The organism is Streptomyces sp. NPDC048644, assembly GCF_043199105.1.
Taxonomy (GTDB): Bacteria; Actinomycetota; Actinomycetes; order Streptomycetales; family Streptomycetaceae; genus Streptomyces.
Map to the genome: position 1 here is coordinate 18,957 of NZ_JBICVO010000028.1, position 26,381 is coordinate 45,337.

At 69.8% G+C, this 26,381-nt stretch carries 22 protein-coding genes, 2 tRNA genes and 1 pseudogene; 13 read left to right on the forward strand and 12 right to left on the reverse strand.

The annotated features are described in order from the left end of the window. Positions 1-100 precede the first annotated feature (100 nt). Positions 101-1,069, forward strand: a complete 969-nt coding sequence (locus ACGFNI_RS34675) for a hypothetical protein (protein ID WP_393689555.1) — start codon at positions 101-103, stop codon at positions 1,067-1,069. 76 nt (positions 1,070-1,145) lie between these two features. Here ACGFNI_RS34675 and clpX read toward each other — a convergent pair whose 3' ends face one another. The 5 genes from clpX to ACGFNI_RS34700 form a co-directional block, all read right to left on the reverse strand. Next, positions 1,146-2,429, reverse strand: coding sequence for an ATP-dependent Clp protease ATP-binding subunit ClpX (gene clpX, locus ACGFNI_RS34680; RefSeq protein WP_227044897.1), 1,284 nt, complete (start codon positions 2,427-2,429; stop codon positions 1,146-1,148). A gap of 160 nt (positions 2,430-2,589) precedes the next feature. Then, complete coding sequence (locus ACGFNI_RS34685; RefSeq protein ID WP_227045206.1) at positions 2,590-3,267, reverse strand: ATP-dependent Clp protease proteolytic subunit; 678 nt, start codon at positions 3,265-3,267, stop codon at positions 2,590-2,592. A gap of 64 nt (positions 3,268-3,331) precedes the next feature. Further along, positions 3,332-3,934, reverse strand: a complete 603-nt coding sequence (locus ACGFNI_RS34690; RefSeq protein ID WP_227045204.1) for an ATP-dependent Clp protease proteolytic subunit — start codon at positions 3,932-3,934, stop codon at positions 3,332-3,334. Positions 3,935-4,217: 283 nt separating this feature from the next. After that, positions 4,218-5,606: a trigger factor gene (tig, locus tag ACGFNI_RS34695; protein ID WP_393689557.1), complete on the reverse strand. Its 1,389-nt coding sequence runs from the start codon at positions 5,604-5,606 to the stop codon at positions 4,218-4,220. Between the two features lie 218 nt (positions 5,607-5,824). Then, positions 5,825-5,901 (reverse strand) — tRNA-Pro (locus ACGFNI_RS34700). A gap of 137 nt (positions 5,902-6,038) precedes the next feature. Here ACGFNI_RS34700 and ACGFNI_RS34705 point away from each other — a divergent pair. Both ACGFNI_RS34705 and ACGFNI_RS34710 read left to right on the forward strand, forming a co-directional pair. After that, positions 6,039-6,109: transfer RNA gene (locus ACGFNI_RS34705), tRNA-Gly, on the forward strand. Positions 6,110-6,264: 155 nt separating this feature from the next. Continuing rightward, positions 6,265-6,651, forward strand: coding sequence for an arsenate reductase family protein (locus ACGFNI_RS34710; protein WP_393689559.1), 387 nt, complete (start codon positions 6,265-6,267; stop codon positions 6,649-6,651). Positions 6,652-6,721: 70 nt separating this feature from the next. On the opposite strand, the gene ACGFNI_RS34715 is transcribed toward ACGFNI_RS34710, so the two are convergent. Continuing rightward, positions 6,722-6,916: a hypothetical protein gene (locus ACGFNI_RS34715; RefSeq protein WP_030283919.1), complete on the reverse strand. Its 195-nt coding sequence runs from the start codon at positions 6,914-6,916 to the stop codon at positions 6,722-6,724. A 699-nt stretch (positions 6,917-7,615) separates the two neighbouring features. Between ACGFNI_RS34715 and ACGFNI_RS34720 the strand changes: the two genes are divergently transcribed. The 3 genes from ACGFNI_RS34720 (at position 7,616) to ACGFNI_RS34730 (ending at position 10,815) form a co-directional block, all read left to right on the forward strand. Further along, positions 7,616-8,773: an acyltransferase family protein gene (locus ACGFNI_RS34720; RefSeq protein ID WP_393689562.1), complete on the forward strand. Its 1,158-nt coding sequence runs from the start codon at positions 7,616-7,618 to the stop codon at positions 8,771-8,773. 55 nt (positions 8,774-8,828) lie between these two features. After that, positions 8,829-9,452, forward strand: coding sequence for an AAA family ATPase (locus ACGFNI_RS34725; RefSeq protein WP_393689564.1), 624 nt, complete (start codon positions 8,829-8,831; stop codon positions 9,450-9,452). A gap of 178 nt (positions 9,453-9,630) precedes the next feature. After that, the gene (locus ACGFNI_RS34730; protein WP_393689566.1) at positions 9,631-10,815 is read left to right on the forward strand and encodes a cation:proton antiporter; all 1,185 of its coding nucleotides are present in this window, start codon (positions 9,631-9,633) and stop codon (positions 10,813-10,815) included. Between the two features lie 27 nt (positions 10,816-10,842). Here the strand turns inward: ACGFNI_RS34730 and ACGFNI_RS34735 are convergent, their stop codons facing one another. Continuing rightward, positions 10,843-11,988: a PP2C family protein-serine/threonine phosphatase gene (locus ACGFNI_RS34735; RefSeq protein WP_393689568.1), complete on the reverse strand. Its 1,146-nt coding sequence runs from the start codon at positions 11,986-11,988 to the stop codon at positions 10,843-10,845. 127 nt (positions 11,989-12,115) lie between these two features. Between ACGFNI_RS34735 and ACGFNI_RS34740 the strand changes: the two genes are divergently transcribed. Beyond that, positions 12,116-13,345: a GNAT family N-acetyltransferase gene (locus tag ACGFNI_RS34740; protein ID WP_393689570.1), complete on the forward strand. Its 1,230-nt coding sequence runs from the start codon at positions 12,116-12,118 to the stop codon at positions 13,343-13,345. Between the two features lie 70 nt (positions 13,346-13,415). Here the strand turns inward: ACGFNI_RS34740 and ACGFNI_RS34745 are convergent, their stop codons facing one another. Further along, positions 13,416-14,240 carry an Fpg/Nei family DNA glycosylase gene (locus tag ACGFNI_RS34745; RefSeq protein WP_393689571.1) on the reverse strand — a complete coding sequence of 275 codons (825 nt, stop codon included), beginning with the start codon at positions 14,238-14,240 and terminating at the stop codon, positions 13,416-13,418. Positions 14,241-14,314: 74 nt separating this feature from the next. Next, positions 14,315-14,800, reverse strand: coding sequence for a ribose-5-phosphate isomerase (locus tag ACGFNI_RS34750; protein WP_393689573.1), 486 nt, complete (start codon positions 14,798-14,800; stop codon positions 14,315-14,317). Between the two features lie 190 nt (positions 14,801-14,990). Between ACGFNI_RS34750 and ACGFNI_RS34755 the strand changes: the two genes are divergently transcribed. Then, a complete protein-coding gene (locus ACGFNI_RS34755) occupies positions 14,991-16,469 on the forward strand; it encodes an amino acid permease (RefSeq protein ID WP_393689575.1) in 1,479 nt (492 codons plus the stop codon). Between the two features lie 124 nt (positions 16,470-16,593). Here the strand turns inward: ACGFNI_RS34755 and ACGFNI_RS34760 are convergent, their stop codons facing one another. After that, positions 16,594-17,190 (reverse strand): biotin transporter BioY, encoded by a 597-nt coding sequence (locus ACGFNI_RS34760; protein WP_393689576.1) that lies wholly within the window; start codon positions 17,188-17,190, stop codon positions 16,594-16,596. Positions 17,191-17,518: 328 nt separating this feature from the next. Between ACGFNI_RS34760 and ACGFNI_RS34765 the strand changes: the two genes are divergently transcribed. The 3 genes from ACGFNI_RS34765 to ACGFNI_RS34775 all read left to right on the forward strand — a co-directional run bounded on the left by ACGFNI_RS34765 (position 17,519) and on the right by ACGFNI_RS34775 (position 21,510). Beyond that, positions 17,519-18,928 carry an amino acid permease gene (locus tag ACGFNI_RS34765; protein WP_393689578.1) on the forward strand — a complete coding sequence of 470 codons (1,410 nt, stop codon included), beginning with the start codon at positions 17,519-17,521 and terminating at the stop codon, positions 18,926-18,928. A gap of 286 nt (positions 18,929-19,214) precedes the next feature. After that, positions 19,215-20,663: an amino acid permease gene (locus tag ACGFNI_RS34770; protein WP_393689579.1), complete on the forward strand. Its 1,449-nt coding sequence runs from the start codon at positions 19,215-19,217 to the stop codon at positions 20,661-20,663. Positions 20,664-20,868: 205 nt separating this feature from the next. Then, the gene (locus ACGFNI_RS34775; RefSeq protein ID WP_393689581.1) at positions 20,869-21,510 is read left to right on the forward strand and encodes a superoxide dismutase; all 642 of its coding nucleotides are present in this window, start codon (positions 20,869-20,871) and stop codon (positions 21,508-21,510) included. Between the two features lie 122 nt (positions 21,511-21,632). On the opposite strand, the gene ACGFNI_RS34780 is transcribed toward ACGFNI_RS34775, so the two are convergent. After that, positions 21,633-22,277 carry a DsbA family protein gene (locus tag ACGFNI_RS34780; protein ID WP_393689583.1) on the reverse strand — a complete coding sequence of 215 codons (645 nt, stop codon included), beginning with the start codon at positions 22,275-22,277 and terminating at the stop codon, positions 21,633-21,635. Positions 22,278-22,396: 119 nt separating this feature from the next. On the opposite strand from ACGFNI_RS34780, the gene pepN reads away from it, so the two are divergent. Both pepN and ACGFNI_RS34790 read left to right on the forward strand, forming a co-directional pair. Further along, positions 22,397-24,976: an aminopeptidase N gene (pepN, locus tag ACGFNI_RS34785; protein WP_393689585.1), complete on the forward strand. Its 2,580-nt coding sequence runs from the start codon at positions 22,397-22,399 to the stop codon at positions 24,974-24,976. A 123-nt stretch (positions 24,977-25,099) separates the two neighbouring features. After that, complete coding sequence (locus tag ACGFNI_RS34790) at positions 25,100-26,113, forward strand: hypothetical protein (RefSeq protein ID WP_393689587.1); 1,014 nt, start codon at positions 25,100-25,102, stop codon at positions 26,111-26,113. A gap of 66 nt (positions 26,114-26,179) precedes the next feature. On the opposite strand, the pseudogene ACGFNI_RS34795 reads toward ACGFNI_RS34790, so the two are convergent. Further along, positions 26,180-26,288, reverse strand: a pseudogene (locus ACGFNI_RS34795) (GNAT family N-acetyltransferase); the annotation flags it as partial. Between the last annotated feature and the right edge of the window lie 93 nt (positions 26,289-26,381).

A 26,381-nucleotide genomic window follows, 5' to 3' on the forward strand; every position in this document is an offset into this window, starting at 1 on the left:
CGGTTTCGCCCCCGGAGCAGCGGCTGTCGGTGGCGTCGTACAGGATGTGCGGAGCGTATAAACATCAACTGCCGCCAGTTGTCACGAGGGGAACCGCTTCATGAGCTACAACCAGCCGCCGCCAGGCCCGTACGGCCAGCAGCCGCAGCAGCCGCCGCAGCCAGGACCGTACGGCCAGCCGCAGCAGCCGCAGGCCCCGCAGCCCGGCTACGGCTACCCGCAGCAAGGCGGCCAGGTGCCCCCGCAGGGCTACGGCTACCCGCAGCAGGGCGCCCCGCAGCAGGGCTACGGCTACCCCCAGCAGGGTGCCCCTCAGCAGGGCGCGCCCTACGGCCAGCAGCCGCAGGCCCCGTACGGCCAGCAGACTCCGTACGGCGCGATCCCGCAGGGCCCGCCGGAGTCCGGCGGCAGCGGCAAGAAGGTCGGCCTCATCATCGGCGCGGTGGCCGTCGTCGCGGCGATCGGCGTGGGCGCCTACTTCGCGTTCGGCTCGGGCGGCGGCAGCGTCCCGCCTTACACGATCGTGCTCCAGGACAAGCTCCTCAACGGCGAGTACAGCAAGGCGCCCGGCTCCGAATCCTCCGATGCCCAGGACTTCTCCAGCGACAAGGAGCTGAAGGCGATGGGGATCAGCAACGGCAAGGCGGTGCAGGGCTCCTACGTCAACGCCAGCAAGCTGAAGATGGCGGTCGTCGGCGTCTACGGCGACGTGTCCGACCCGGAGACCGCGGTGGACGCCACGTTCGCCAAGCTCGACGAGAGCCAGAAGAAGAGCGCGGCCCGCGGGAACGCCAAGATCGAGACGGTCACGCCGATCACGAAGTACTCGCCCGACGACTTCGACGGCGCCGTGATGAAGTGCCGGACCCAGAAGGCCACCGCGTCGGTCAGCGGCATCACCGCGTCCTCCACGGTCTCCGTGTGCATCTGGGGCGACAGCAGCGCCGTGGGCATCGTGCAGTCCCAGGCCATGCCCGACCCGTCGGGCAGCGGGCCGCAGGCGCTCGGCTCCGAGGCGCTGTCCCAGAAGGCAGCCGCGGTTCGCACCGAGGTCCGCAAGGAGAAGTAGCACCGCGTGTGCACATGCGAACCGCCCGGCAGCACATCGGCTGCCGGGCGGTTCTTCGTCTGTGTGCCGTACGGAGCTACGCGCTCTTCTCGTGCGGCTCGCCCGACTCGCCGCGGCTGCGCGGGACGAGGGTCGGGTTGACGTTGGAGTGGACGACGTCCTCGGTGATGACGACGCGGGCCACATCCTTGCGGGAGGGGACCTCGTACATCACGGACTGGAGGACTTCCTCCATGATCGCGCGCAGGCCACGGGCACCGGTGCCGCGCAGGATCGCCTGGTCGGCGATGGCCTCCAGGGCCGGGCGGTCGAAGTCCAGCTCCACACCGTCGAGTTCGAAGAGCCGCTTGTACTGCTTGACGAGCGCGTTCCGCGGCTCGACCAGGATCTGCAGCAGGGTCTCGCGGTCGAGGTTGTGGACCGAGGTGAGGACGGGCAGCCGGCCGATGAACTCGGGGATCATCCCGAATTTCACCAGGTCTTCCGGCATGACGTCCTGGAGCTGGTCCTTGGACTCGATCTCGCGCTTGGAGCGGATCGTGGCACCGAAACCGATGCCCTTGGCTCCGGACCTGGCCTCGATGATCTTGTCGAGTCCGGCGAACGCGCCGCCCACGATGAACAGCACGTTCGTCGTGTCGATCTGGATGAATTCCTGGTGCGGGTGCTTGCGCCCGCCCTGCGGCGGTACGGAGGCGGTGGTGCCCTCCAGGATCTTCAGCAGGGCCTGCTGGACACCCTCGCCTGAGACGTCGCGGGTGATCGACGGGTTTTCGCTCTTTCGGGCGACCTTGTCGATCTCGTCGATGTAGATGATCCCCGTCTCGGCCTTCTTGACGTCGAAGTCCGCGGCCTGGATCAGCTTGAGCAGGATGTTCTCGACGTCCTCGCCGACGTAGCCGGCTTCCGTCAGCGCCGTCGCGTCGGCGAAGGCGAACGGGACGTTCAGCATCCGGGCGAGGGTCTGCGCGAGCAGCGTCTTGCCGGATCCCGTGGGGCCGAGCAGCAGGATGTTGGACTTGGCCAGCTCGATGCCCTCGTCGCCGCGGCCACCGCCGTTCTCGCCCGCCTGCACCCGCTTGTAATGGTTGTAGACGGCGACCGAGAGTGCCTTCTTGGCCGGGTCCTGGCCGACGACGTAGCCGTTGAGGAACTCATAGATCTCCCGCGGCTTGGGGAGTTCCTCCCAGCGCACCTCGGAGGTCTCGGCCAGCTCCTCCTCGATGATTTCGTTGCAGAGGTCGATGCACTCGTCGCAGATGTACACACCAGGTCCCGCGATGAGCTTCTTCACCTGCTTCTGACTCTTTCCGCAGAACGAGCACTTGAGCAGGTCGCCGCCGTCACCGATGCGTGCCACGAGGTGCTTCCCCTTCGCCTGGGATCCGCATTGCTCCTACGGACCCGGGTGCTTGCCTATCGACGGTACCTTGCCGGGCCCCCCGTACGGGCCCCCCTTGGACCGACTGAAGTTCACTCGATCCAAGGGGGCACAGACCCGGCTCGCTTCGCGAGGACCGCTAGCCGATCGAAACCGACGACTTGCGCGTCGACACGATCTGGTCGACCAGACCGTACGCCAGGGACTCCTCGGCGGTCAGGATCTTGTCGCGTTCGATATCGTCGCGGATCTTCTCGATCGGCGTGGAGGAGTGCTTGGCCAGCAGGTCTTCCAGCTGCGAGCGCATCCGGAGGATTTCGTTGGCGGCGATCTCCAGGTCGGAGACCTGGCCGCGGCCGGTCTCGCTGTACGGCTGGTGGATCAGCACACGGGCGTTGGGCAGCGCCATCCGCTTGCCGGGGGTGCCGGCCGCGAGCAGCACGGCGGCGGCGGAGGCCGCCTGGCCCATGCAGACCGTCTGGATGTCGGGCTTCACGAACTGCATCGTGTCGTAGATCGCGGTCAGCGCCGTGAAGGAGCCGCCGGGCGAGTTGATGTAGATCGAGATGTCACGGTCCGGGTCCATCGACTCCAGGCACAGCAGCTGCGCCATGACGTCGTTGGCCGAAGCGTCGTCGATCTGCACGCCGAGGAAGATCACCCGCTCCTCGAAGAGCTTCGCGTACGGGTCGTACTCGCGCACGCCCTGCGAGGTGCGCTCGACGAAGCGCGGAACGATGTAGCGGGACTCGGCGCGAGGACCGGAAAACTCGGACTCCGCGCCCTGGTTCAGGCCGCTGCCGGGGAAGTTGTTCATCTGGGTGTTCACCGTCCTGGTGGCGATCAAAGGGCTGGGGTGGCTGGGGCGAGTGGTACGGGGCTCAGGCCCCGGTGCCGCCCCCGCCCGGAACGCCTGCGGCGGAGGTCATGACGTCGTCGATGAGGCCGTACTCCTTGGCCTCGTCCGCGGAGAACCAGCGGTCGCGGTCGGAGTCGTGGGTGATCCGCTCGACGGTCTGACCGGTGTGGAAGGCGGTCAGCTCCGCCATCCGCTTCTTGGTGTGCAGCAGCCGCTCGGCGTGGATCTTGATGTCCGACGCGGAACCCGCCAGGCCGGCGGAGGGCTGGTGGATGAGGATCTCGGCGTTGGGCAGCGCGAAACGCTTGCCCGGGGTGCCGGCGCTCAGCAGGAACTGGCCCATCGAAGCGGCCAGGCCCATGGCGATCGTCACCACATCGTTCTTGATGTACTGCATGGTGTCGTAGATCGCCAGGCCGGCCGAGATCGAGCCGCCCGGGGAGTTGATGTAGAGGAAGATGTCCTTGTCCGGGTCCGCGGCCAGGAGAAGCAGCTGCGCGGTGATCTTGTTGGCGATGTCGTCGTCGACCGGCTGGCCGAGGAAGATGATCCGCTCGCCGAGCAGCCGGTTGTAGACCTGGTCGCCGAGGCCACCGAAGGTCGGCTCAGCGGCGGCGGAAGGCATCGGGATCGTCACGTGTCCACCTGCTCGTTGTCGGACGGTACGAGACCGTCTCAGCGTCGTCTGCCGGGGCCTGGGGATCTGCGCCGTGTCGTTGCCCCGGCGCGTTCAGCAACTCCCCTGCCCTCGTATCTACGGACCCTAACGCGCAGGTCGGACAACGCCATCCCGCTTTGAGAACTGTTCGCTGTGAGCGCAGGCTCACGGGCCGGTACCACCACGGGCCCGAACACGCAGACGTGCGCGTTCGGGCCCGTGGTCAGGGAGTGCGGGAGCGAGCCTGGGCTCAGCCCTCGTTCTTCTGCTCGGCCTCGGCCACCTCGGTGCCCTCGGCCTCGGCGACGACGGTCTCGGCCGTCTCGTCCTCGTCGTCGAGGTCCAGGACCTCGCCGTTGGTGTCCTTGACCGTGGCGGCCTCGACGACCACCGCGAGCGCCTTGCCGCGGGCGACCTCGCCGACGAGCATCGGCACCTGGCCACCCTCGACGACGGCCTGCGCGAACTGGTCGGGGGACATGCCGGAGGACTGCGCGCGGCGCATGAGGTGCTCGGTGAGCTCCTCCTGGCTGACGTTCAGCTTCTCCTTGTTGACCAGCTCATCCAGGATGAACTGGGTCTTGATGCCCTTCTCCGCCTGCTCCTTGGTCTCGGCGTCGAACTCTTCCTCGGTCTTGCCCTGGATCTCCAGGTACTTGGCGAGGTCGAGGCCCATCTGGCCGAGCTGGTGGTTCACCAGGTTGTGCTTGCGGGTCTCGATCTCGTCCGCGAGCAGCTTCTCGGGGATCGGCACCTCGACGAGCTTGAGCAGCTCGTCCAGGACCTTCTCCTGAGCCTGGGTGGCCTGGTCGTACTTCTTCATCTGCGCGAGGCGCTTGCTGCTGTCGGCACGCAGCTCTTCGAGCGTGTCGAACTCGCTGGCCAGCTGCGCGAACTCGTCGTCCAACTCGGGCAGTTCGCGGGCCGCGACGGCGGTGACGGCGACCGTGACCTCGGCCTCCTTGCCCTGGGCGGAGCCGCCCTTGAGCTCGGAGGTGAAGGTGGCGCTGCCGCCGGCCTCGACACCCTTGACGGCCTCGTCGATGCCGTCAAGCAGCTCGCCGGAGCCGACGGTGTAGCTGACGCCCTGGGCGACGCCGTCCTCCAGGACCTCGCCGTCCACCTTGGCTTCGAGGTCCAGCGTCAGGACGTCGCCGTCCTGGGCCGCGCGCTCGACCGGGGTGGTCGAGGCGAAGCGCTCACGCAGCTGCTCGACGGACTTGTCGATGTCCTCGTCCGACACCTCGGTGGCGTCGACCTCGACCTCGATACCGGAGTAGTCCGGGATCTCCAGGGCGGGGCGGATGTCGACCTCGGCGGTGAAGGCCAGCAGTTCGCCGTCCTTCAGCTCGGTGATGTCGACCTCGGGCTGGCCGAGGACGTTCAGCTCACCCTCGTTGACCGCCTCGGTGTAGAACTTCGGGAGCGCGTCGTTGACGGCCTCCTCCAGCACGGCGCCACGGCCGAACCGCTGGTCGATGACGCGGGCAGGGATCTTGCCCTTGCGGAAGCCCTTCACCGTGACCTGCTGGTTGATCTTCTTGTACGCCGCGTCGAGGCTGTCCTTGAGCTCCTCGAAGGGCACCTCGACAGTGAGCCGAACCCGGGTCGGGTTCAGGGTCTCCACGGCGCTCTTCACGGTTCGGTCTCCTTGGGGCTGACTTCTGGGGTTCTGCTTGAGATCTTCCGGTACCCGATGATGCGGGCCCCGGTCGATCGCGCCCGGTACAGAGACACACGGGCACGCAGCTTGCATAGTAACCGCAAGCAGGATGGCAGCCATAACGTGATCTTGCGCGGCCGTCCGGCGGCGGCCGGCTCCTGAGGAGACGGCCCTGCGAACGTACGCGGTACTGCTGGTCGGGGTGGCCGGATTCGAACCGACGACCTTCCGCTCCCAAAGCGGACGCGCTACCAAGCTGCGCCACACCCCGTCGGTGCGACACGTAGGGTACATGGCCGATGGCGCTCCGGCTGCCAGTTATCGGGCCGCCGGTATCCGGTGTGCGGGAGGCCGCCCCGACCCGCTACGATGCACTGCGTGCCGAGGTCCGAGCGATCTGTGGCGCTCGCGGGCGTAGCTCAATGGTAGAGCCCCAGTCTTCCAAACTGGCTACGCGGGTTCGATTCCCGTCGCCCGCTCTCACGAGGAGAACCCCAGGCCGGACGGTCTGGGGTTCTTCGTTTTTCCGGGAGTTTCCGGGGTTTTCCGGGGCGCGGGCGGGAGGCCGCGGGCCGTCACTTCACGGCGTGCGCGGGACTGCCCGGGGCCGGCCGGGCTCATTAGGGTGACCGGCATGGAGATCTGGATCAATCCCGCGTGTTCCAAGTGCCGTTCCGCTGTGGAACTGCTCGACGACGCAGGCGCGCAGTACACCGTGCGCCGCTACCTGGAGGAGCCGCCGAGCGCGGCGGAACTCCGCGCCGTACTGGGGCGCCTGGGGCTCGAACCGTGGGACATCACGCGGACGCAGGAGGCCGAGGCGAAGGAGCTGGGGCTCGGGGCGTGGGAGCGCTCGGGTGCCGGGCGGGAGCGGTGGATCGAGGCGCTGGCCGCGCATCCCCGGCTGATCCAGCGGCCGATCATCACCGCGGACGACGGATCGGCGGTGGTCGGCCGCAGCGACGATGCCGTGCGGGACGCGCTGGCCAGGGGTGCGGGCGACGGGCCGGCCGAGGGCTGACTTCCGGCCGGGGCCGGGCCGCGAGCGGGCCCGGCTCCGGAGGCCGGCCGACGGCTTCGGGGTGCGGGCCCTAGAAGGTGATGTGGTTGATGGTGTCCGCGAGGGAGTTGAAGAACCGGTTTATCGAGGGCGCCATGCCGGTGGAGGCCAGGAAGAAGCCGAAGAGGATGGCGACGATCGCCGGACCCGGCTTGATCGTTTTCCCGCGGATCAGCACGATCAGCACGATCCCCAACAGCAGCACCACTGACAGCGAAAGAGCCACAACTGATCACACCCTCGGTCGGAACGCCTCACCGGCCCGGGAAGCGTGCAACCGCGCACCCCCCGCTGGCACCATCGTGCCACCAAGTGACTTCCCACTGCATACGGGTGACGAATCATCGGCCAACGCTTTGCCCGCTTCATGCCGTTGACGGATGAAGCGGACGAACGAAGCGGGCGGGCGGCGGGTTCGGCGGGGTCCGACAAGGTGCCAGCAAGAGGGCAGTGCGACGGCCGGACGGGCACCGTACGGCGCGGCCGGGGCGGAAGGAACGCCGGCAACCACGGCGCGGATAAAACGGCCTGATCATTTCGCTGTGCATGGCTGGTAAGTGACGTACTACGCGGCGCTGTTCACACTGCCCATCCGGCCACTCCGTCCGGTACGGGCGGCGGCGCATTCCCGTTTCGTGGCGTGGATCACGGCCACGGCGGCATTCCGGGGCGCGGACACAGCAGTCGGGAGGTGGACATTCCTTCCGGGGCACCCGCAGGGCATATGACCCGTTTAAGCCGGACGAAGTGGCGCAAAAGGGCGCCCCTGGCATCGAGTTGCCCGCGCCGGAAGCGAGTGTTTCCGTGAGTAATACGAATCGATCATGACTCAACCGTGCGGAGTTTCCCTGCGATACCCGGGGAAATAGCGAATAACCGGAAGACGGTTTTACGCATTCGACGGTTCACCGCTATGGTGCCTCAAATGTTTCACGCTGCCCCGAACCCTCGACGTGAACTCCCTGCGGCCAGGGAGCCGGCGGGCACGGACCGGGCGGTGCGCACGGCGCAGCCGACGGGCGCGCCGGGAGCCGCACCTAAGCCCGCACCGACCGCAGGCCGGGACGCCTTCTTCGACAACGCGAAGTACCTGGCCATCGTCCTGGTGGCGATGGGGCACGCATGGGAGCCGCTGACCGACGGCAGTCGCGCCGCCGAGGCGCTCTACATGGCCGTCTACGCCTTCCACATGCCGGCGTTCATCATCATCTCCGGCTATTTCTCGCGCAGTTTCGACATGCGCAAGGACCGCCTCCAGCGGCTGATCACCGGCGTCGCCGTCCCGTACATCCTCTTCGAGGTGGCGTACACCTTCTTCAAGCGCTGGGCCGACGACACCCCGGACCAGCCGATCAGCCTGCTCGACCCCTGGTTCCTGACGTGGTTCCTGGTGGCTCTGTTCATCTGGCGGCTGACCACGCCGCTGTGGAAGATCGTGCGCTGGCCCGTCCCGCTGGCGCTGACCATCGCCGTGCTGGCGTCCGTGTCACCGGAGATCGGCGACGATCTGGACCTCCAACGGGTGCTGCAGTTCCTGCCGTTCTTCGTGCTGGGTCTGTATCTGCGGCCCGAGCACTTCCGGATGGTGCGGCGGCGCGCGGTCCGCATCGCCGCGGTGCCGGTCTTCGCGGCCACGTTGGTCATCGCGTACTGGGCCGCGCCCCGGATGACGTCCGCGTGGTTCTACCACCGGGACAGCGCGCAGGAACTGGGCACCACCTGGTGGGCCGGTGCCGTGATGACCCTCGCGCTCTTCGGCTGCTCGCTGGTGCTGGTGGCGTGCTTCTACTCCTGGGTGCCCACGCGGCACAGGTGGTTCACGGTGCTGGGCGCCGGCACGCTGTACGGCTACCTGCTGCACGGTTTCCTCGCCAAGGGCGCCCGGTTCTGGGGCTGGTTCGACCACCCCTGGGTGCACACCCCGCTCGGCGAGATCGCGGTCACCCTGATCGCCGGTGCCGTGGTGACGGCGCTGTGCACCCCACCGGTCCGTAAGGTCTTCCGCTTCGCGATGGAGCCGACGATGGCCTGGGCCTTCCGCAAGGACCCGGTGGAGGCGGCCGGGCGGCGGACCGCCCGGTAGCGGAGCCCCCGATATCGGATCGCGCCCGGCGGTCGCCCGCTGGCACGCTTCCGCCATGGACAACGCAGAGGTTCTGCTCATCGGCGGACGTGCCGGTGCCGGCAAGACGACGGTGGGCTGGGAGGTTTCGGCGTGCCTGCGCGCCGGGGCGGTCGCCCACGCGGTCATCGAGGGCGACTTCATGGGCCAGGCGCATCCGGCGCCGGACGGCGATCCACATCGTGCGGAGATCACCGAGAGCAATCTGACGGCGGTGTGGGCGAACTTCGCCCGGCGCGGGTACCGCCGCCTGATCTATACGAACACCGCGAGTGTGCTGCCCGAGACGGCCGGCATGTTCGAGCGGGCCATGGGCGCTGACGTGCGGATCGTACGGGTCCTGCTCACCGCGTCGGACGCCACCGCGGAGGAACGGCTGACCGGCCGGGAACGCGGTTCGGAACTGGAGCGGGAGCTGCACAACAGCGCCCGCAAGGCGCGCCTCCTGGATGAGCGGGCGTCCGCGGACACCGTGCGGGTCGTGACGGACGGACGGTCCGTCACGGACATCGCGCGGGAGGTGGTGGCGGCCACCGGCTGGACGGCGGGCGCTTCAACTGCCGGTGCTGCGGCTGCTGATGAGGCGGCTGCCGGCGAGGTGGCCGGCGGCCCGTGCGGGGACCGGCCGCCGGGCGGTTGACGGCGCGGGCCGTCCCGCTTCCCGCCTCGCTCCCCCGCTCCGCACCCTGGCTCGATTGTGCCCGGATTTTCCTTTGGTAAACTAATTACTGACACTTTCTTGACTCCCCCTTGACCTTCAGCTCGTCACAGGCCACACCATTGGAGGAGCCATCGGACACGCACCCACCCTCATCGCCATGGGCGGGGCCTTTCTGGCCGCCGCCGTGCTCGCCCGGATCGGCGGCCGTATCGGCCTGCCGACCATCCCCCTCTTCATCCTGGCCGGGATCCTGCTCGGCCCGAACACCCCCGGCATCGTGCTGGTCGCCGATCCGCACGACCTGGAGATGCTCTCCCTGCTCGGCCTGGTGCTGCTGCTCTTCTATCTGGGCCTCGAATTCCACGTGGACGACCTCAAGACCGGCGGCCGGAAGATGGCGCTGGCCGGGGGCGCGTACCTGCTGCTGAACGTCGGCGCCGGACTCGGCTTCGGCTTCGCACTCGGCTGGGGCACCTCGGAGGCGCTGGTGCTGGCCGGTGTCCTGGGCATCTCGTCGTCGGCGATCGTCACCAAAGTGCTGGTCGACACCGAGCGTCTCGGCAATCCCGAGACCAAGCCGATCCTCGGCATCATCGTCGTCGAGGACATCTTCCTGGCCCTCTACCTGGCCGCGTTGCAGCCGGTGCTCTCCGGCGCCGATTCGCCGGCCGCCGCCGCGCTGGACGCGGGCAAGGCGTTCGGCTTCCTGTTGCTGCTGGCCGCGGCGGCCCGGTGGGGCACCCGCGTCATCGGCAAGCTCATCGCCACCAAGGACAACGAACTCCTGGTGATCTCCTTCCTGGGCGCGGCCGTCCTGGTCGCCGGGATCTCGGAGTGGTTCGGAGTCGCCGACGCCATCGGCGCGTTCATGGTCGGGCTGATGCTCGGCAGTACGCAGTCGGGGCCGCGGATCCGCGAGCTGGTGCATCCGCTGCGGGACGCGTTCGGCGCGATCTTCTTCTTCGCCTTCGGCCTGTCCATCGACCCCGGCGACCTGCCGTCGGTCGTGTGGCCTGTGCTGATCGCGGTCGCGGTGACCTTGCTGATGAACGTCGTCGCCGGTCTGGTGGCCGCGCGGGTGTACGCCTTCGGGCCCCGTCCGGCGGCCAACATCGCCACCGCGCTGCTGGCCCGCGGCGAGTTCGCACTGATTCTGGCGACGATGGCGGCGAGCGCCGGGCTCGACGAGCGGCTCGCGCCGTTCATCGCGGGCTATGTGCTGATCCTCGCCGTGCTCGGACCGCTGGCCGCCGGGCGCTCGGGGCTGCTGGCGCGGGTACTGCCAGGCGGGCGGGCCGAGGCCCCGGTCCCGGCGCTCCAGGAGGCCGGCGCGGCGCGCTGACCGTGGCCCCGCGGCCGGTCAACGGCCCTATGCGTCGCGGCAGATGAGCAGCAGCGCCCGGTCGTCGTTGACGTCCTTGGCGACCGTCTCGATCAGGTGCCAGGCGGCCCCGGTGAAGCCGCCCGCGACATAGCGGTCGGCCTCGCCGGTCAGCCGGTCGATGCCCTCGGTGAGGTCACGGTCGGCGGACTCGACCAGGCCGTCGGTGAACATCATCAGCACGTCGCCGGGGCGCAGCCGGCCCTTCACCGGGTCGAACTGCGCCCCGTCGTAGACCCCGAGGAGCGGGCCCGTCCCCGTCTTCTCCTCCCAGCGGCCGGTGCCGGCGCTGAGCTGGAGGGCGGGGAGGTGTCCCGCGGAGAGCAGTTCGTAGTCGCCCGACTCCAGGTCGAGGACGAGGTGGATGGAGGTGGCGAAGCCCTCGTCCCAGTCCTGGCGCAGCAGGTAGCCGTTGGCGGCGGGCAGGAAGCCGTGCGGCGGCAGCGAGCCGAGCAGGCCGCCGAACGCGCCGGAGAGCAGCAGTGAGCGGGAGGCCGCGTCCATGCCTTTGCCGGAGACGTCGGTCAGTACGACTTCCAGGATGTTGCCGCCCTGGGTGCGGGAGGCCACGACGAAGTCGCCGGAGAAGGACTGCCCGCCGGCCGGGCGCAGCGCCATCTCGCGGTGCCAGCCCTGCGGAAGCCGGGGCAGTTTGCTCTGTACCCGGATCCGTTCGCGCAGGTCGAAGAGCATGGTGCCGCCGCGCCTCCAGGGCACACCGACCCGGCTGCGGAACTGCGCGATCAGCAGCCCGAAGAGCCCGACGGCGGCGACCACCAGGACCGTGCCGGGGGTGATCCGGTCGGGCCCCTCGTCGTACGGTCCGAAGAGGGCGGCCTCGACGATCAGGGCGGCGGCCGATGTGCCGTACAGGGCAAGGAGGTTGGCGGGCCGCAGCAGCAGTCCGCCGGCGATCACCGGCAGGACCAGGGCGGTCGGCCCGACCCACTGCGGGTGCCAGAGAGTGGCCGCGGCGATGGCGGGGACGGAGATCAGCAGCGCGACCAGCGCGAGCCAGTCGGAGCCGTCGCCGCGGAAGTAGTCGACCCCGGCCTTGCGCACGCCGATGCGGGCCCGGTGCAGCGCCTTGTGCAGCCGGGCCGTCAGGGGTTCTGCTCCCGGGCGGCGTGCCATTGCTCTGGGACCTTATCCACCCGTTCGGCGGCGCGTCGATTCGTCGGACCTCACCAAGGGCGAATGCCGGGAAATGCCGTTCGAAATACGGTCGCGCGGCCGGAGAGCGTCCTGCTAGGGATGGCTTATGACGACAGAGTTGCGGATGTTGCGACCGGAGGAATGGGACGGCTGGTTCGGGAAGGTGGAGCTGGCCTTCGGGGGCGTCGGGGAGGCTCCGGAGGAGCGGGTTCTGTGGCAGCAGCTGACCGAGGCGGAGCGCTCGATCGCCGCCTGGGACGAGGGCGAGATCGTCGGGACGGCCGGCGCCTTCTCGTTCGGGCTGACCGTGCCGGGCGGCGCTTCGGTGCCGGCGGCCGGGGTGACGATGGTCAGTGTGCAGCCGACGCACCGCAGGCGCGGGGTGCTGCGCTCGATGATGCGGCGGCAACTGGACGACGTACGGGAGCGCGGCGAGGCGCTGGCCGTGCTGACGGCGTCGGAAGGGTCGATCTACGGGCGGTTCGGCTACGGCGCGGCGACGCTGGAGATGCGCCTGGACGTCGACACGCTGCGGCTGGCGCCGCCGGACGTACCGGGCGCGGACGGCGTGCGGCTGCGGCTGGCCGATCCGGCGAAGGCGCTGGCGGACTGCGAGCGGGTCTATGCGCGAACGGTGGCCGCCAGGCCCGGGATGCTCGCCAGGCAGCCGGGCTGGGAGCAGCTCGCGGTCCTCGATCCGGAGCGCGAGCGGAACGGGAAGGGCAGGCTCCAGTGCGTGCTTGCCGAGGTGGACGGCGAGGTCAGGGGCTACGCCCGGTACGCCGTCGAGCCGCGCTGGAACAGCGAGGGGGCGCACGGCACGGTACGGCTCCAGCACATCGCCGCCCCTGACCCCGAGGTGTACGCCGCGCTGTGGCGCTACCTGTTCGGCATCGACCTGACCTCGTCGGTGGCGGCGCACAACCTCCCGGTGGACGATCCGGTGCTGCATCTGGTCGCGGACATGCGGCGGTGCGGCATCCGGCTCCGGGACGATGCGTACGTCCGGACGGTGGAGGTCGGTGCTGCGCTGGCGGCGCGGACGTATCAGCGCCCGGTGGACGTGGTGCTTGAGGTCTCCGACGCGTTCTGCCCGTGGAACGAGGGCCGCTGGCGGCTGACCGGCGACGAGCGGGGCGCGGTCTGCGAGCGGACCACGGAAGCGCCCGGTCTTGCCCTGTCCGCACGGGAGTTGGGCTCGGCGTATCTGGGCGGGTTCACGCTGTCGGAGCTGGCGGCGGCGGGCCGGGTGCGGGAGCTGCGGCCCGGCGCGCTGCGGGCGGCGTCGGTGGCGTTCGCTTCGGACGTCGCACCGTGGCTGCCGCACGGGTTCTGACGCGGTGCGGGCCGGCGCCGTGGGACAGACCCAGGGCGCCGCGACGCCGCGGAGATCCGTCAGCAGCGTCCTAACCGCGTCCGGCGGTGGCCGGCTGGCAGGTGGGGCACCAGAAGAGGTTGCGGGCGGCGAGTCCCGCCGTCCTGATCTCGCTGCCGCAGAGGTGGCAGTGCTGGTGGGCGCGGCGGTAGACGTACACCTCGCCGCCGTGGTCGTCGACCCGCGGCGGGCGGCCCATCGCCTCGGGCAGGTGCTCGGGGCGCACGGTGTCGATCCGGTTGTGCCGTACTCCCTCGCCCATCAGGTACACCAGGTCGGCCCAGACGGCGTCCCAGGTGGCACGGGTGAGGTCGCGGCCGGGGAGGTAGGGGTCGATGCCGTGCCGGAAGAGGACCTCGGCGCGGTAGACGTTGCCGACGCCGGCGATGATCTTCTGGTCGAGCAGCAGCGCGGCGATCGTCGTGCGGCTGCGGGTGATCCGGCGCCAGGCGCGCTCCCCGTCGTCGGCGGGGCGCAGCGGGTCGGGCCCGAGCCGGTCGTGTATCGCCTGCTTCTCGGCGTCGGTGATCAGAGCGCAGGTGGTGGGGCCGCGCAGGTCGGCGTGGTGGGTCTGGTTGGCCAGGCGCAGCCGGACGGTGTCGGTGGGCGGCGGCGCGGGGGCGGTGCCGAAGCCGAGCTTGCCGAAGAGGCCGAGGTGGATGTGGATCCAGCCGACCGGGCCGAAGCCGAGGAAGAGGTGCTTGCCGTGCGCCTCGGCGGTCTCCAGGATCTGTCCGTCGACGAGCGCGGCGCCGTCGGCGAACTTCCCCTGCGGGCTGCCGGCCCGCACGGGGCCGTCCTCGAAGCGGTCGAGGTGGTCCAGCGCGAGGCGGTGGATCGTGTGCCCCTCGGGCATCGGGGTGTCCTCCGGTGAGCCCGCCCGCTCCCCCGGCCGGCGGGGGAACGGGCGGATGGCGGTGGGGGGTTGACTCAGCCCTGCGGGTGGTGGGCCGGGATCGGGGGCAGTTCGCCGGTGGTCTCGTAGGCGGAGAGCATGTCGATGCGGCGGGTGTGCCGCTCCTCGCCCGAGTACGGGGTGGCGAGGAAGATCTCGATGAACTTCGTCGCCTCCTCGACGGTGTGCATCCGGCCGCCGACGGAAATGACGTTGGCGTTGTTGTGCTCGCGGCCGAGCTTGGCGGTCTCCTCGCTCCAGGCCAGTGCGGCCCGTACGCCCTTGACCTTGTTGGCGGCGATCTGCTCGCCGTTGCCCGAGCCGCCGATCACGATGCCGAGGCCGTCCGGGTCGGCGGCCGTCTTCTCCGCGGCACGGAGGCAGAACGGCGGGTAGTCGTCCTGGGCGTCGTAGAGGTGCGGACCACAGTCGACGGGCTCGTGGCCCTGGGCCTTGAGCCACTCGACGAGGTGGTTCTTGAGGTCAAAACCTGCATGGTCGGAGCCGAGATACACGCGCATGGCATGAGTGTGGCACGAGGAATGCGACAGTGTGGCGCCGGGGCTTCGTACAAATGACAGGGGAGTTTCAGCCAGTCTTCATACAGCTGAACAGGAACGACAACGATCCGGATTCGGATCTTCCTAAGCAGTCGCCCCCGCGGGTCTAATGCGGGGACTCGAAACCGAGAACCACTGAAGGACGGTGCATATGGGCACGCACCCGCCTACCACGGACGGGCTTCAGGCAGGACTCAAGAATCGACATCTGTCGATGATCGCCATCGGCGGTGTCATCGGCGCAGGCTTGTTCGTCGGCTCCGGCGCCGGTATCCACGCTGCAGGACCCGGCATCCTGCTTTCTTACGCACTGACCGGATTGCTGGTCGTGCTCGTCATGCGGATGCTGGGTGAGATGGCTGCGGCCTCCCCCACTTCCGGTTCATTCTCCGCATACGCGGACAAGGCGCTCGGCCGCTGGGCCGGGTTCACCATCGGCTGGCTGTACTGGTTCTTCTGGTCGGTCGTGCTGGCCGTCGAGGCGACCGCAGCCGCCGCCATTCTCACCAACTGGGTGCCGGCCGTCCCGCAGTGGGCCTGGGCTCTGCTGGTGATGATGGTGCTGACCGGCACGAACCTGATCTCGGTCGGCTCGTTCGGCGAGTTCGAGTTCTGGTTCGCCGGCATCAAGGTCGTCGCCATCGTCGTCTTCATAGTCGTCGGCGCGCTGGCGATCTTCGGACTGCCGCCGGGCGACGAGGCGGTCGGTCTGTCGAATCTGACCGGGCACGGCGGGTTCCTGCCGAACGGACCAGGGGCGATCCTCTCCGGCATGCTGCTGGTGGTCTTCTCCTTCATGGGCAGCGAGATCGTCACCCTGGCGGCCAGCGAGTCGCCGAACCCGGTGAAGGCGGTCCGCAAGGCCGTCAACAGCGTCATCTGGCGGATCGCGATCTTCTACCTCGGCTCGATCGCGGTCATCGTGACGCTGCTGCCGTGGAACGACCCGAAGCTGGACGCCAGCCCGTACGTCGCGGTGCTGGAGTCGCTGAAGATTCCGTACGCCGGGACCGTGATGGACGTCGTGGTGCTGACCGCGGTGCTGTCCTGTCTGAATTCGGGTCTTTACACCGCTTCCCGGATGGCTTTCTCGCTGGGTGAGCGCGGGGACGCGCCGAAGTCCTTCGCCAAGGTGAACAAGGGCGGTGTGCCGGCCGTCGCGATCTGGGCTTCGGTCGCCTTCGGCTTCATCGCGACGATCTTCAGCTACACCTCGAAGGACACCATCTTCCAGTTCCTGCTGAACTCGTCGGGCGCGGTCGCCCTGTTCGTGTGGCTCGTCATCTGCTTCTCGCAGCTGAAGATGCGCAAGGTCATCGAGCGGGACATGCCGGAGCGGCTGACGGTGCGGATGTGGCTGTACCCGTGGCTGACGTACGCGACGATCGCGCTGATCCTGTTCGTCGTGGGCTACATGTTCTACGACCCCGACGGCCGCAAGCAGATGGTGCTTTCCGTCGTCGCCGCCGTGGTCGTGCTGGCCGTCGGCCTGATCCTGGACCGGCGCCGGCCGCGGGAGAGCGCGGTGACGGCCGGCGGCGGTGCGGCGATCGGACCCCAGGGCGGCGCGCCTGCCACGGAGGCCGTACCCGCAGCGGACACGGAGGCCAAGGCCGCCGACCGGGCATGACCGTCGCGGTGCGCCGCGCACGGCGCACCGCGACGCGACACAGCAGTAACGGGCCGGGCCCCGCAGTCACCCAGTGGTGAGTGCGGGGCCCGGCCCGTTGCGTGCGCGGGACGGCGTCCGCGGGTCAGCCGCGGCGGCCTGCCAGCTTCCACGCGGCGGGCAGTGCGCCCATCGCGAGGGCGGCCTTGAGCGCGTCGCCGATGAGGAACGGGACCATGCCGGCGGCCAGCGCCTGCCCGAAGGACATGCCCGTGCTGAGCGCGAGGTAGGGGACGCCGACGCCGTAGACCAGCGCGAGGCCGGCCACCATCGTGCCGGCCGTGCGCAGCGCACCGCGGTCGCCGCCGCGGCGGGCCAGCGCGCCCACGACGGTGGCGGCCAGCAGCATGCCCAGGACGTAGCCGAAGGTGGCGCCGCCAGGACCCGACTTGGCCTCGGCGAACCACGGCATGCCGGCCATGCCCACCAGCGCGTACAGCGCCATGGACGCGAAGCCGCGGCGCGCGCCGAGCGAGGCGCCGACGAGGAGGGCGGCGAAGGTCTGCCCGGTCACCGGGACCGGGGAGCCGGGGACCGGGACGGCGATCTGGGCCGCGACACCGGTGAGCACCGCGCCGCCCGCCACCAGCGCGGCGTCACGGACGCGGGCGCGGGAGGCGGTGGCGGCGGGCAGGAGATCGGCGAGGACCGCACCGGGACGAGTGAGAGCGGCAGTGCTCATCAGGACTCCGCGAAGTGTGAGAGGGATCCGGGACAGGACAGGACAGGACCCGATGGACGTTAGTCCAGCAGGCCACCGGCGATCATCATGTGGCGGTGACAAAGCGGCACCGGCCGGCTTGGAGCTTCCGCACATCGTCCAGAGTGCCGGGCCCTGCCCGTCCCGGGGGCGTCTTCGCAGGTCGCGTGATGCTCGTCACGACGTGGGCGCCGATTGTCCGGACGTTTTGTGGTAGTCGCGTGCTTGCGGGGAAACTGAGGTGCAGCTGTCAGGACCCCGCGGCGTCCCGCGGGGTTTGTGCCGAATCACCTTGCGAGAGTACGAGCCCATGCACGACGCACCGACCGCCGCCGGGAAGCCCCCTCTCGGCGACGGGGCCGGCCAGCGAGAACCGCTGTCAGCGGGGCTCAAGCAGCGCCATCTGACCATGCTCGGCCTGGGCGGGGTGATCGGCGCGGGCCTGTTCGTGGGGTCGGGCGCGGGCATCGCGGTGGCCGGGCCCGGCATCGTGCTGTCGTATCTGATCGCCGGTGCGCTGGCGATGCTGATCATGCGGATGCTCGGTGAGATGTCGGCGGCGATGCCGGCGTCCGGCGCGTTCTCGGTGCACGCGGAGCGGGCGCTGGGCCGCTGGGCGGGGTTCAGCGTCGGCTGGCTGTACTGGTTCCTGCTGGTCGTGGTGCTGGCCGTGGAGGCGACCGGCGCGGCGCAGATCGCCAACGGCTGGCTGCCCGCGGTGCCGCAGTGGGGCTGGGTGCTGATCTTCATGGTCGTCTTCACGGCGGCCAACCTCGCGTCGGTGAAGAACTTCGGTGAGTTCGAGTTCTGGTTCGCGACGCTCAAGGTCACCGCGATCGTGCTGTTCCTCGTGCTCAGCCTGCTGGCGGTGTTCGGCGTGCTGCCCGACACCGAACCGATCGGCCTGACCAACCTCACCGGGCAGGGCGGCTTCCTGCCGCACGGCTGGTCCGGTGTGGTCTCCGGCGTGCTGGCCGTGGTCTTCGCGTTCGGCGGCCTGGAGGTGGTCACCATCGCGGCGGCCGAGTCGGACGACCCGGCGCGCGCGGTGGGCCGTGCGGTGCGCAGCGCGGTGTGGCGCATCCTCTTCTTCTACGTCGGCTCGATGCTGGTGATCGTCACGCTGCTGCCGTGGTCGTCGATGGAGCCTGGCAAGAGTCCCTACGTCGCGGTGCTGGATCACATCGGGATCCCCGGTGCCGGCCAGATCATGAACATCGTGGTGTTCGTCGCGCTGCTGTCGGCGCTGAACGCGAATCTCTACGGCTCGTCGCGGATGGTGTTCTCGCTCGCCGAGCGGGGTGAGGCGCCGCGTGCGCTGCTGAAGGTGTCGGGCGGCGGGGTGCCACGCCGGGCCGTGCTGGCCTCGGTGGCGTTCGGCTTCGTCTCGGTGCTGCTGAATCTGAAGTGGCCTGATTCGGTCTTCCTCTACATGCTCAACGCGGTCGGCGCGGTGCTGCTGTTCGTGTGGGGGCTGATCGCGGTCTCGCAGCTGCGGCTGCGTCCGCGTATCGAGCGGGAAGCGCCGCAGACGCTCACCCTGCGGATGTGGGCCTTCCCCTGGCTGACCTGGGCGGCGCTGGCCGCGATGGCGGCGGTGCTGGTGCTGATGCTGACCGATGACGCGGCCCGTCCGCAGCTGCTGTGGTCGGCGGGGGCCACCGCTGCGGTGCTGGCCGTTGCCGGGGTGCGGGAGCTGCGGGGGCGAGCGAGCCGGTAAGCGCGGCTTGTCGTGGCATATCACGATGAGCCGGATACGCACGGTCACGATCGCGTCTGAATAGCGAACATTCGCTGCACGCCTGTTGCCCTCAGCGGACACCGCCACTCAAACTGAGCGCGCTTCGCCGAGGACCCTCGGTGTGCGCGGTGTCGGCGGGGGCTTGACGACCTGCCGTTGCGGCAGGGGGTCCAGGGGGCCGCGCGGCGGCGGATCCGTACCGGTCGCAGCCCCGGGAGCACGCACCAACGCCCGCTCCGCTCTCACCTACTGGGACAGGTACGACATGAATCGGACACCCCCGTCCGCCTCGCCCGCGCGCGAGCAGGCCGACGCGGTCCCGGACAGCGACGGCGGCGCCCCGCTGTCCAACGGCCTCAAGCAGCGTCATCTGTCGATGATCGCCCTGGGCGGCGTGATCGGCGCCGGACTGTTCGTCGGCTCCCGCGAAGGCATCGCCGCCGCGGGCCCTTCGATCGTGCTCGCCTACGCGGTGTCCGGCGGCCTGGTGATGCTCGTGATGCGGATGCTCGGCGAGATGGCCGCGGCCAACCCGGCGTCCGGCTCCTTCTCCGTGCACGCGGGACGCTCGATCGGCTCCTGGGCCGGCTTCACGGCCGGCTGGATGTTCACCGCGCTGCTGTGTGTGGCGGTGGCGGCCGAGGCGATCGGCGCCGCCGACGTCATGACCCAGTGGTTCCCCGGCACCGAGCCGTGGATGTGGGTCCTGCTGTTCATGCTGGTCTTCTGCGGGGCGAACCTCGCGGCGGTCAGCAACTTCGGCGAGTTCGAGTTCTGGTTCGCGGCGCTCAAGGTCGCCGCGATCGGCATCTTCCTGATCCTGGGCCTGCTCGCCATCTTCGGCGTCCTGCCGGGCACCGAAGCGCCGGGCACCTCGCACCTGACCGGTGACGGCGGCTTCCTGCCCAAGGGCGTCGACGGCCTGATGGTCGGCCTGCTGGCCTCGGTGTTCGCGTACGGCGGCCTGGAGACGGTGACCATCGCGGCGGCCGAGTCCAAGGATCCGGTCCGCGGCGTGGCAAGCGCGGTGCGCACCGCGATGTGGCGGATCGCCCTCTTCTACGTCGGCTCGATGGCGGTCATCGTCACCGTCATCCCCTGGAACGACGCCTCGATCGCCAAGAGCGGTCCGTATGTCGCGGTCCTCGACTACCTGAAGATCCCGGCGGCCGGGCAGATCATGAACGTCGTCATCCTGGTGGCGCTGCTGTCCGCGATGAACGCCAACATCTACGGCTCGTCGCGGATGGCGTACTCGCTGACCGTGCGCGGCCAGGGGCCGAAGTTCCTGGGCAAGGTCGGCGGCGGGGTGCCGCGCCGCGCGGTGGTCCTGTGCTCCGCGTTCGGCTTCCTCGCCGTGCTGTTCAGCTTCTGGTGGCCCACCACCGTCTTCCAGTGGCTGCTCAACATGGTCGGCGCGGCCGTCCTGGTGGTCTGGGGCTTCATCGCCGTCGCCCAGCTGCGGATGCGCCGCCGGCTTGAGCAGGAGGCGCCGGAGAAGCTGGTCGTCAAGATGTGGGCCTTCCCGTATCTGACGTGGGTGGCGCTGGCCGGTGTCCTGGTGGTGCTGCTGCTGATGCTGCGGGACGAGAACCAGCGCATCCAGCTGCTGTTCACCGGCGGGTTCGCGGTGGTGCTCGCGGTGATCGGGCTGCTGCGGGCGCGGGCGGGGAAGACGCGGGAGACGCCGTCGGAGCCGCCTGCCGCCGGATAGCCGCGACGGCTTGACGCACTGCCACACGAGGCGGGGCGGGACCTCCATCCGAGGTCCCGCCCCGCCTCGGTCTTTGGGACGGGACAGGTTGCCCTTACCGGATCCGTGATCACTTCTGCTGGTAGCGTGGCGACCGTTCCTGCACATCTATTGCAATAAAGATCTATTGCAATAGGACGGCGTAAGCAGTTGGAGAGGCTCGGGCATGGCGACCTACACACTTCCGGAACTTCCGTACGACTACTCGGCGCTGGCCCCGGTCATCAGCCCCGAGATCATCGAACTGCACCACGACAAGCACCACGCCGCGTACGTCAAGGGCGCGAACGACACCCTTGAGCAGCTCGCCGAGGCGCGCGACAAGGAGCAGTGGGGCGGCATCAACGGCCTGGAGAAGAACCTCGCCTTCCACCTCTCCGGCCACATCCTCCACAGCATCTACTGGCACAACATGAGCGGTGACGGCGGCGGCGAGCCGGACGCGAAGGACGGCGTGGGCGAGCTGGCCGACGCCATCGCGGAGAGCTTCGGCTCGTACGCCGGCTTCAAGGCGCAGCTGACGAAGGCCGCGGCCACCACGCAGGGCTCCGGCTGGGGCGTCCTCGCCTACGAGCCGGTCACCGGCCGCCTGATCGTCGAGCAGATCTACGACCACCAGGGCAACGTCGGGCAGGGCTCCGTGCCGATCCTGGTCTTCGACGCCTGGGAGCACGCCTTCTACCTCCAGTACAAGAACCAGAAGGTCGACTTCATCGAGGCCATGTGGCAGGTCGTCAACTGGCAGGACGTGGCCAAGCGGTACGCGTCCGCCAAGGAGCGGGCGAACAACCTGCTGCTGGCGCCGTAACAGCGCACCGCGCGTCCTGCCTCGTGATCGTCTTCTCAACCTTCATGCGGCAGGCGGAATAACGGCAAGGCCCCACGAGGACGTGACTCGTGGGGCCTTGCCCATGTGCGGGGACCGCGGCGTCAGTCGAAGACCGGGCCGGCCGTCCGGGTCCGCTTGATCTCGTAGAAGCCGGGGATGGACGCGACCATCAGGGTGCCGTCCCAGAGCTTCGCGGCTTCCTCGCCCTTGGGGGCCGGGGTGACGACGGGGCCGAAGAAGGCGATCTGCTCGCCGTCGGCGCCGGGTACCGCGATGACCGGGGTGCCGACCTCCTGGCCGACCAGGTCGATGCCCTCCTTGTGGGAGGCGCGCAGCTGCTTGTCGTACGCGTCGGTGTCCGCGGCCTCGGCGAGGGATGCGGGCAGTCCCGCGTCCTGAAGGGCCGCCTGGATCGCCTCGCGGCTCTGGCCGAGGCCCTGGTTGTGCATGCGGGTGCCGAGCGCGGTGTACAGCGGGCCGAGCACCTCACTGCCGTACTGCTGCTCCGCCGCGATGCACACCCGGACCGGGGCCCAGGAGCTGCCGCCGGGGCGGATCCGCTCGCGGTAGCTCTCCGGCATCTCGTCGATCCGGTTCTCGTTGAGCACCGCCAGGCTCATGACGTGCCAACGGACCTCGACCGGGCGGACCTTCTCCACCTCCAGCATCCAGCGGGAGGTCATCCAGGCCCAGGGGCACACCGGGTCGAACCAGAAGTCGGCGGGGGTCTTCGCGGATTCGGACACGTGATCTCCTCGGTGAAGATGCATAACGGCTTCAACAGATCGGCGAACGCTTCAACACAGGGCCGCCGTGCCATGATTCCCGTGTTCGATATTCGAGACGAGGGCGAAGGAGTCACGTCGTGCCAGGTGAGAATCTGTCCCGGGACGAGGCGCGCGAACGGGGCCGGATGCTGAGCGTCGACGGCTACGACGTGTCGCTGGACGTCAGGTCCGCGGTGCGGGCCGAGGACACGTTCCGGTCCCTGACGACCATCAGGTTCCGGTGCAGCGAGCCGGGCGCGAGCAGCTTCGCCGACCTGCTGGCGCCTTCGGTGACGTCCGTGACGCTCAACGGCCGGGTCCTCGACCCGTCGGCGGTGTTCGACGGGACGCGGATCGCGCTGGACGGGCTGGCCGCCGACAACACCCTGGTCGTCGACGCACAGTGCGCCTACAGCCGTACCGGAGAGGGCCTGCACCGGTTCATCGACCCGGAGGACGGCGAGGTCTACCTCTACACCCAGTACGAGCCGGCCGACGCGCGGCGGGTCTTCACCACCTTCGAACAGCCGGACCTGAAAGCCCCGTTCACCTTCGACGTGACGGCGCCGGAGAGCTGGGTGGTGCTCAGCAACGGCGCGGAGGAGGGGGAACCCACGGCGGGGCTGCACCGGTTCGCGACGACGCAGCCGATCTCGACGTACATCACCGCGGTGGTGGCCGGGCCCTACCACTACGTCGCCGACACCTACCGGCGGACGTTCGACGACGGCAGCGAGCTGGAGATTCCGCTGGGCGCGCTGTGCCGCAAGGGCCTCGCCCGGCACTTCGACGCGGACGACGTCTTCACCGTCACCAAGCAGGGCCTGGACTTCTTCCACGACCACTTCGACTACCCGTACCCGTTCGGGAAGTACGACCAGGCGTTCGTGCCGGAGTACAACCTCGGCGCGATGGAGAACCCGGGCTGCGTGACGTTCCGGGAGGAGTTCATCTTCCGGGGGAAGGTGACCGAGGCGGCGTACGAGCACCGGGCCAACGTCATCCTGCACGAGATGGCGCACATGTGGTTCGGCGACCTGGTCACCATGCAGTGGTGGGACGACCTGTGGCTCAAGGAGTCGTTCGCGGACTTCATGGGCTCGCTCTCGATGGTGGAGGCGACCCGCTTCCGCGACGGCTGGATCACCTTCGCCAACCGCCGCAAGTCCTGGGCCTACCGCGCCGACCAGCTGCCGTCGACGCACCCGGTGACGGCGGACATCCGTGACCTGGAGGACGCCAAGCTCAACTTCGACGGCATCACCTACGCCAAGGGCGCGTCGGTGCTCAAGCAGCTCGTGGCGTACGCCGGGCGGGACGCCTTCCTGGAGGGCGCACGCCGGTACTTCAAGCGGCACGCCTACGGCAACACCCGGCTGTCCGACCTGCTGTCGGTGCTGGAGGAGACCTCCGGGCGTGACATGGCCGCCTGGTCGCGCGCCTGGCTGGAGACCGCGGGTGTCAACGCGCTGACCCCGCAGGCCACCTACGACGCGCAGGACCGGATCACCGAGCTGAGCATCCTCCAGGAGGCGCCCGCCTCGCACCCGGAGCTGCGCCCGCACCGGGTCGCGGTGGGTCTCTACCGGCGGCAGGACGCCGACGGCACGCTGGTGCGCTACGCGCGGGCCGAGGTGGACGTGACCGGGCCGCGGACGAAGGTGCCGGAACTGGCAGGCACCGAGCGGCCCGAGCTGATCCTCGTCAACGACGACGACCTGACGTACTGCAAGACCCGCTTCGACGAGGGATCGCTGGCCACGCTGCGCGCCCGGCTCGGCGAACTCACCGATCCGCTGGCCCGCGCGCTGTGCTGGGCGGCGCTGTGGGGCCTGACCCGGGACGGGCTGATGCCGGCCCGTGACTACCTGGACCTGGTGCTGCGGTTCGCCGGCCAGGAGACCGACATCGGCGTCCTCCAGTCGCTGCACACCCAGGCACAGCACGCGCTGGACCTGTACACGGCACCGGAGCACCGGGACACCGCGGCCCGCGCCCTGGCCGAGGGCGCGCTCAGCGAGCTGCGGCAGGCCGAACCCGGCAGCGGCCACCAGCTGGCCTGGGCACGCCACTTCGCCGCCGTCGCCTCGACCGCCGCCGACCTCCAGCTGCTCCAGGGCCTGCTGGACGGCACCGCGAAGATCGACGGCCTCGACGTGGACCAGGAGCTGCGCTGGACGTTCCTCCAGCCGCTGGTCGCGCACGACGCCGACGACACGGGCGTCGTCGACGCCGAGCTGGCGCGCGACGACACCGCGTCCGGCAAGCGGCACCAGGTCCGCTGCCTGGCCTCCCGCCCGTCGGCCGACGTCAAGGCACGGGCCTGGGCGGACGTGGTGGAATCCGACGCGCTGTCCAACGCGCTGGTGGAGGCGACGATCAGCGGGTTCGCGCAGCCGGGCCAGCGGGAGCTGCTGGCGTCTTACGGGGCGCGGTACTTCGAGGCGATCGAGCGGGTGTGGCAGGAGCGCTCGATCGAGATCGGGATGGACGTGGTGCGCGGCCTCTTCCCGTCCTGGCAGGTGACGCAGGAGACGCTGGACGCGGCGGACGGCTGGCTGACCGGGCACGCCGGTGCCGCGCCCGCGCTGCGCCGGATCGTGTCGGAACAGCGGGACGACCTGGCGCGGGCGCTGCGCGCACGGACCTGTGACGCGGCGGCCGGCGAGCGGCGGTGACCTGGGCCGTACCGGTCCCTTTCGGCAACCGAACACCCGTACTCAAGTACAGGGATGTCCTGGTCCTGCCACGGGTGTGTAACAACGGTTAGCGGGCGGGGCGGGGGCGGGAAAGTGCGGGACATGAACCACGACAGCCCGCTCTCCCCGCTCCCCCTCGCCGACACCCCGTGCCGAGTGCTGACCACGCGCCAGCTGCGTGAGCGGGGCGTATCGGCCGCCGACGCCGACGAGCACTGCCGGCCTGGCGGCCCCTGGCAGCAGGTCCTGCCCGGCGTCCACCTGCTGCACCCCGGGCCGCCGACCTCCGAGGAACGGCTGCTCGCTGTGCTGCTGTACGCGGCGCAGCGCGGGCCATCGGTGCCCTGCCAGGGCGGCGGGGAGCGCCCCGCGCCCGAGGTGATGGTCACCGGTTTCGCGGCGCTCGCCCTGCACGGTCTGACGGCCGCTCCCCCGCTGTCGGCCCTGGAACGCATCGATGTACTGGTGGCCGCCACCCGGCGGCTGCGCTCGGCCGGCTTCGCCCGGGTCGTACGGTCCGCCGGACTGCCGGTCCCCGAGGAGATCACCGGACTGCCGGTGGCGCCGCTCCCACGGGCGCTGGCGGACGCCGTGGCGCAGCTGTCCGACGCGGCGTCGGTCCGGCGGCTGCTGACCTGCGCGGTGCGCGAAGGGCACGGTGCGGCGGGCGCGGTGCTCGCCGAGCTGGAGCGGGCAGGTCTTACGGCCGAGCCGCAGGTGGCGGACGCGGTGGACGTGCTGCTCGCCGAGGGCAGGGCGGTGGCCGAGCGGCAGCTCTACGCGATGGTGGCGGACCACGGTCTGCCGGATCCGGTGTGGAACGTCGACCTGCGGATGCCCGGCGGCCCGCACCTGGGAAGCGTGGACGCGTACTGGCCCGAGCACTCGGTGGCCCTGGAGATCGAGAGCGTGGCACCGCACCGGGACGACGACCTGCCGGACCCGGCCCCGGACCGCACCCGCGCGCACCTGGAGCGGCTGGGCATCACGGTCGTCCGCTGCGCACCGCACACGCTGCACGAGACCCCGCGGGACCAGGCCGTGGTGGTGCGGACGGCGCTGATGGCGGCGGCCGACCGGGAGCCGGGTGCGTATGTGGTGGTGCTGCCGCGCTAGACCGTGTCAGGTCTGGATGCGGTAGACCACGTTCCGGCGCAGCGGTCCTGCGGGGGCTTCGGGGTGCCGCCGGCCGGCTTCCACTCCGGTGAACGGCAGCCCGTCGTCCACCCGGTCGAGGCCGGCGAAGCCGATGAACTCTCCGGTGGCACACTTCGACGGCCCACCACCCGTAGGCAGTGTCTTCAATTGATCTTGGGTGGTGGATCATGGTCGAGTGATACGTCGTCATGAACTGACCGATACAGAGTGGGAGTTCGTCCAGCCG

Excerpts from the sequence above, each read along its gene's own strand:
- ACGFNI_RS34675 (WP_393689555.1), top strand. The coding sequence starts at position 101 with ATGAGCTACAACCAGCCGCCGCCAGGCCCGTACGGCCAGCAGCCGCAG.
- ACGFNI_RS34685 (WP_227045206.1), bottom strand. The coding sequence starts at position 3,267 with ATGAACAACTTCCCCGGCAGCGGCCTGAACCAGGGCGCGGAGTCCGAG.
- ACGFNI_RS34690 (WP_227045204.1), bottom strand. The coding sequence starts at position 3,934 with ATGCCTTCCGCCGCCGCTGAGCCGACCTTCGGTGGCCTCGGCGACCAG.
- ACGFNI_RS34710 (WP_393689559.1), top strand. The coding sequence starts at position 6,265 with ATGGAGATCTGGATCAATCCCGCGTGTTCCAAGTGCCGTTCCGCTGTG.
- ACGFNI_RS34720 (WP_393689562.1), top strand. The coding sequence starts at position 7,616 with ATGTTTCACGCTGCCCCGAACCCTCGACGTGAACTCCCTGCGGCCAGG.
- ACGFNI_RS34725 (WP_393689564.1), top strand. The coding sequence starts at position 8,829 with ATGGACAACGCAGAGGTTCTGCTCATCGGCGGACGTGCCGGTGCCGGC.
- ACGFNI_RS34730 (WP_393689566.1), top strand. The coding sequence starts at position 9,631 with ATGGGCGGGGCCTTTCTGGCCGCCGCCGTGCTCGCCCGGATCGGCGGC.
- ACGFNI_RS34735 (WP_393689568.1), bottom strand. The coding sequence starts at position 11,988 with ATGGCACGCCGCCCGGGAGCAGAACCCCTGACGGCCCGGCTGCACAAG.
- ACGFNI_RS34740 (WP_393689570.1), top strand. The coding sequence starts at position 12,116 with ATGACGACAGAGTTGCGGATGTTGCGACCGGAGGAATGGGACGGCTGG.
- ACGFNI_RS34745 (WP_393689571.1), bottom strand. The coding sequence starts at position 14,240 with ATGCCCGAGGGGCACACGATCCACCGCCTCGCGCTGGACCACCTCGAC.
- ACGFNI_RS34750 (WP_393689573.1), bottom strand. The coding sequence starts at position 14,800 with ATGCGCGTGTATCTCGGCTCCGACCATGCAGGTTTTGACCTCAAGAAC.
- ACGFNI_RS34755 (WP_393689575.1), top strand. The coding sequence starts at position 14,991 with ATGGGCACGCACCCGCCTACCACGGACGGGCTTCAGGCAGGACTCAAG.
- ACGFNI_RS34760 (WP_393689576.1), bottom strand. The coding sequence starts at position 17,190 with ATGAGCACTGCCGCTCTCACTCGTCCCGGTGCGGTCCTCGCCGATCTC.
- ACGFNI_RS34765 (WP_393689578.1), top strand. The coding sequence starts at position 17,519 with ATGCACGACGCACCGACCGCCGCCGGGAAGCCCCCTCTCGGCGACGGG.
- ACGFNI_RS34770 (WP_393689579.1), top strand. The coding sequence starts at position 19,215 with ATGAATCGGACACCCCCGTCCGCCTCGCCCGCGCGCGAGCAGGCCGAC.
- ACGFNI_RS34775 (WP_393689581.1), top strand. The coding sequence starts at position 20,869 with ATGGCGACCTACACACTTCCGGAACTTCCGTACGACTACTCGGCGCTG.
- ACGFNI_RS34790 (WP_393689587.1), top strand. The coding sequence starts at position 25,100 with ATGAACCACGACAGCCCGCTCTCCCCGCTCCCCCTCGCCGACACCCCG.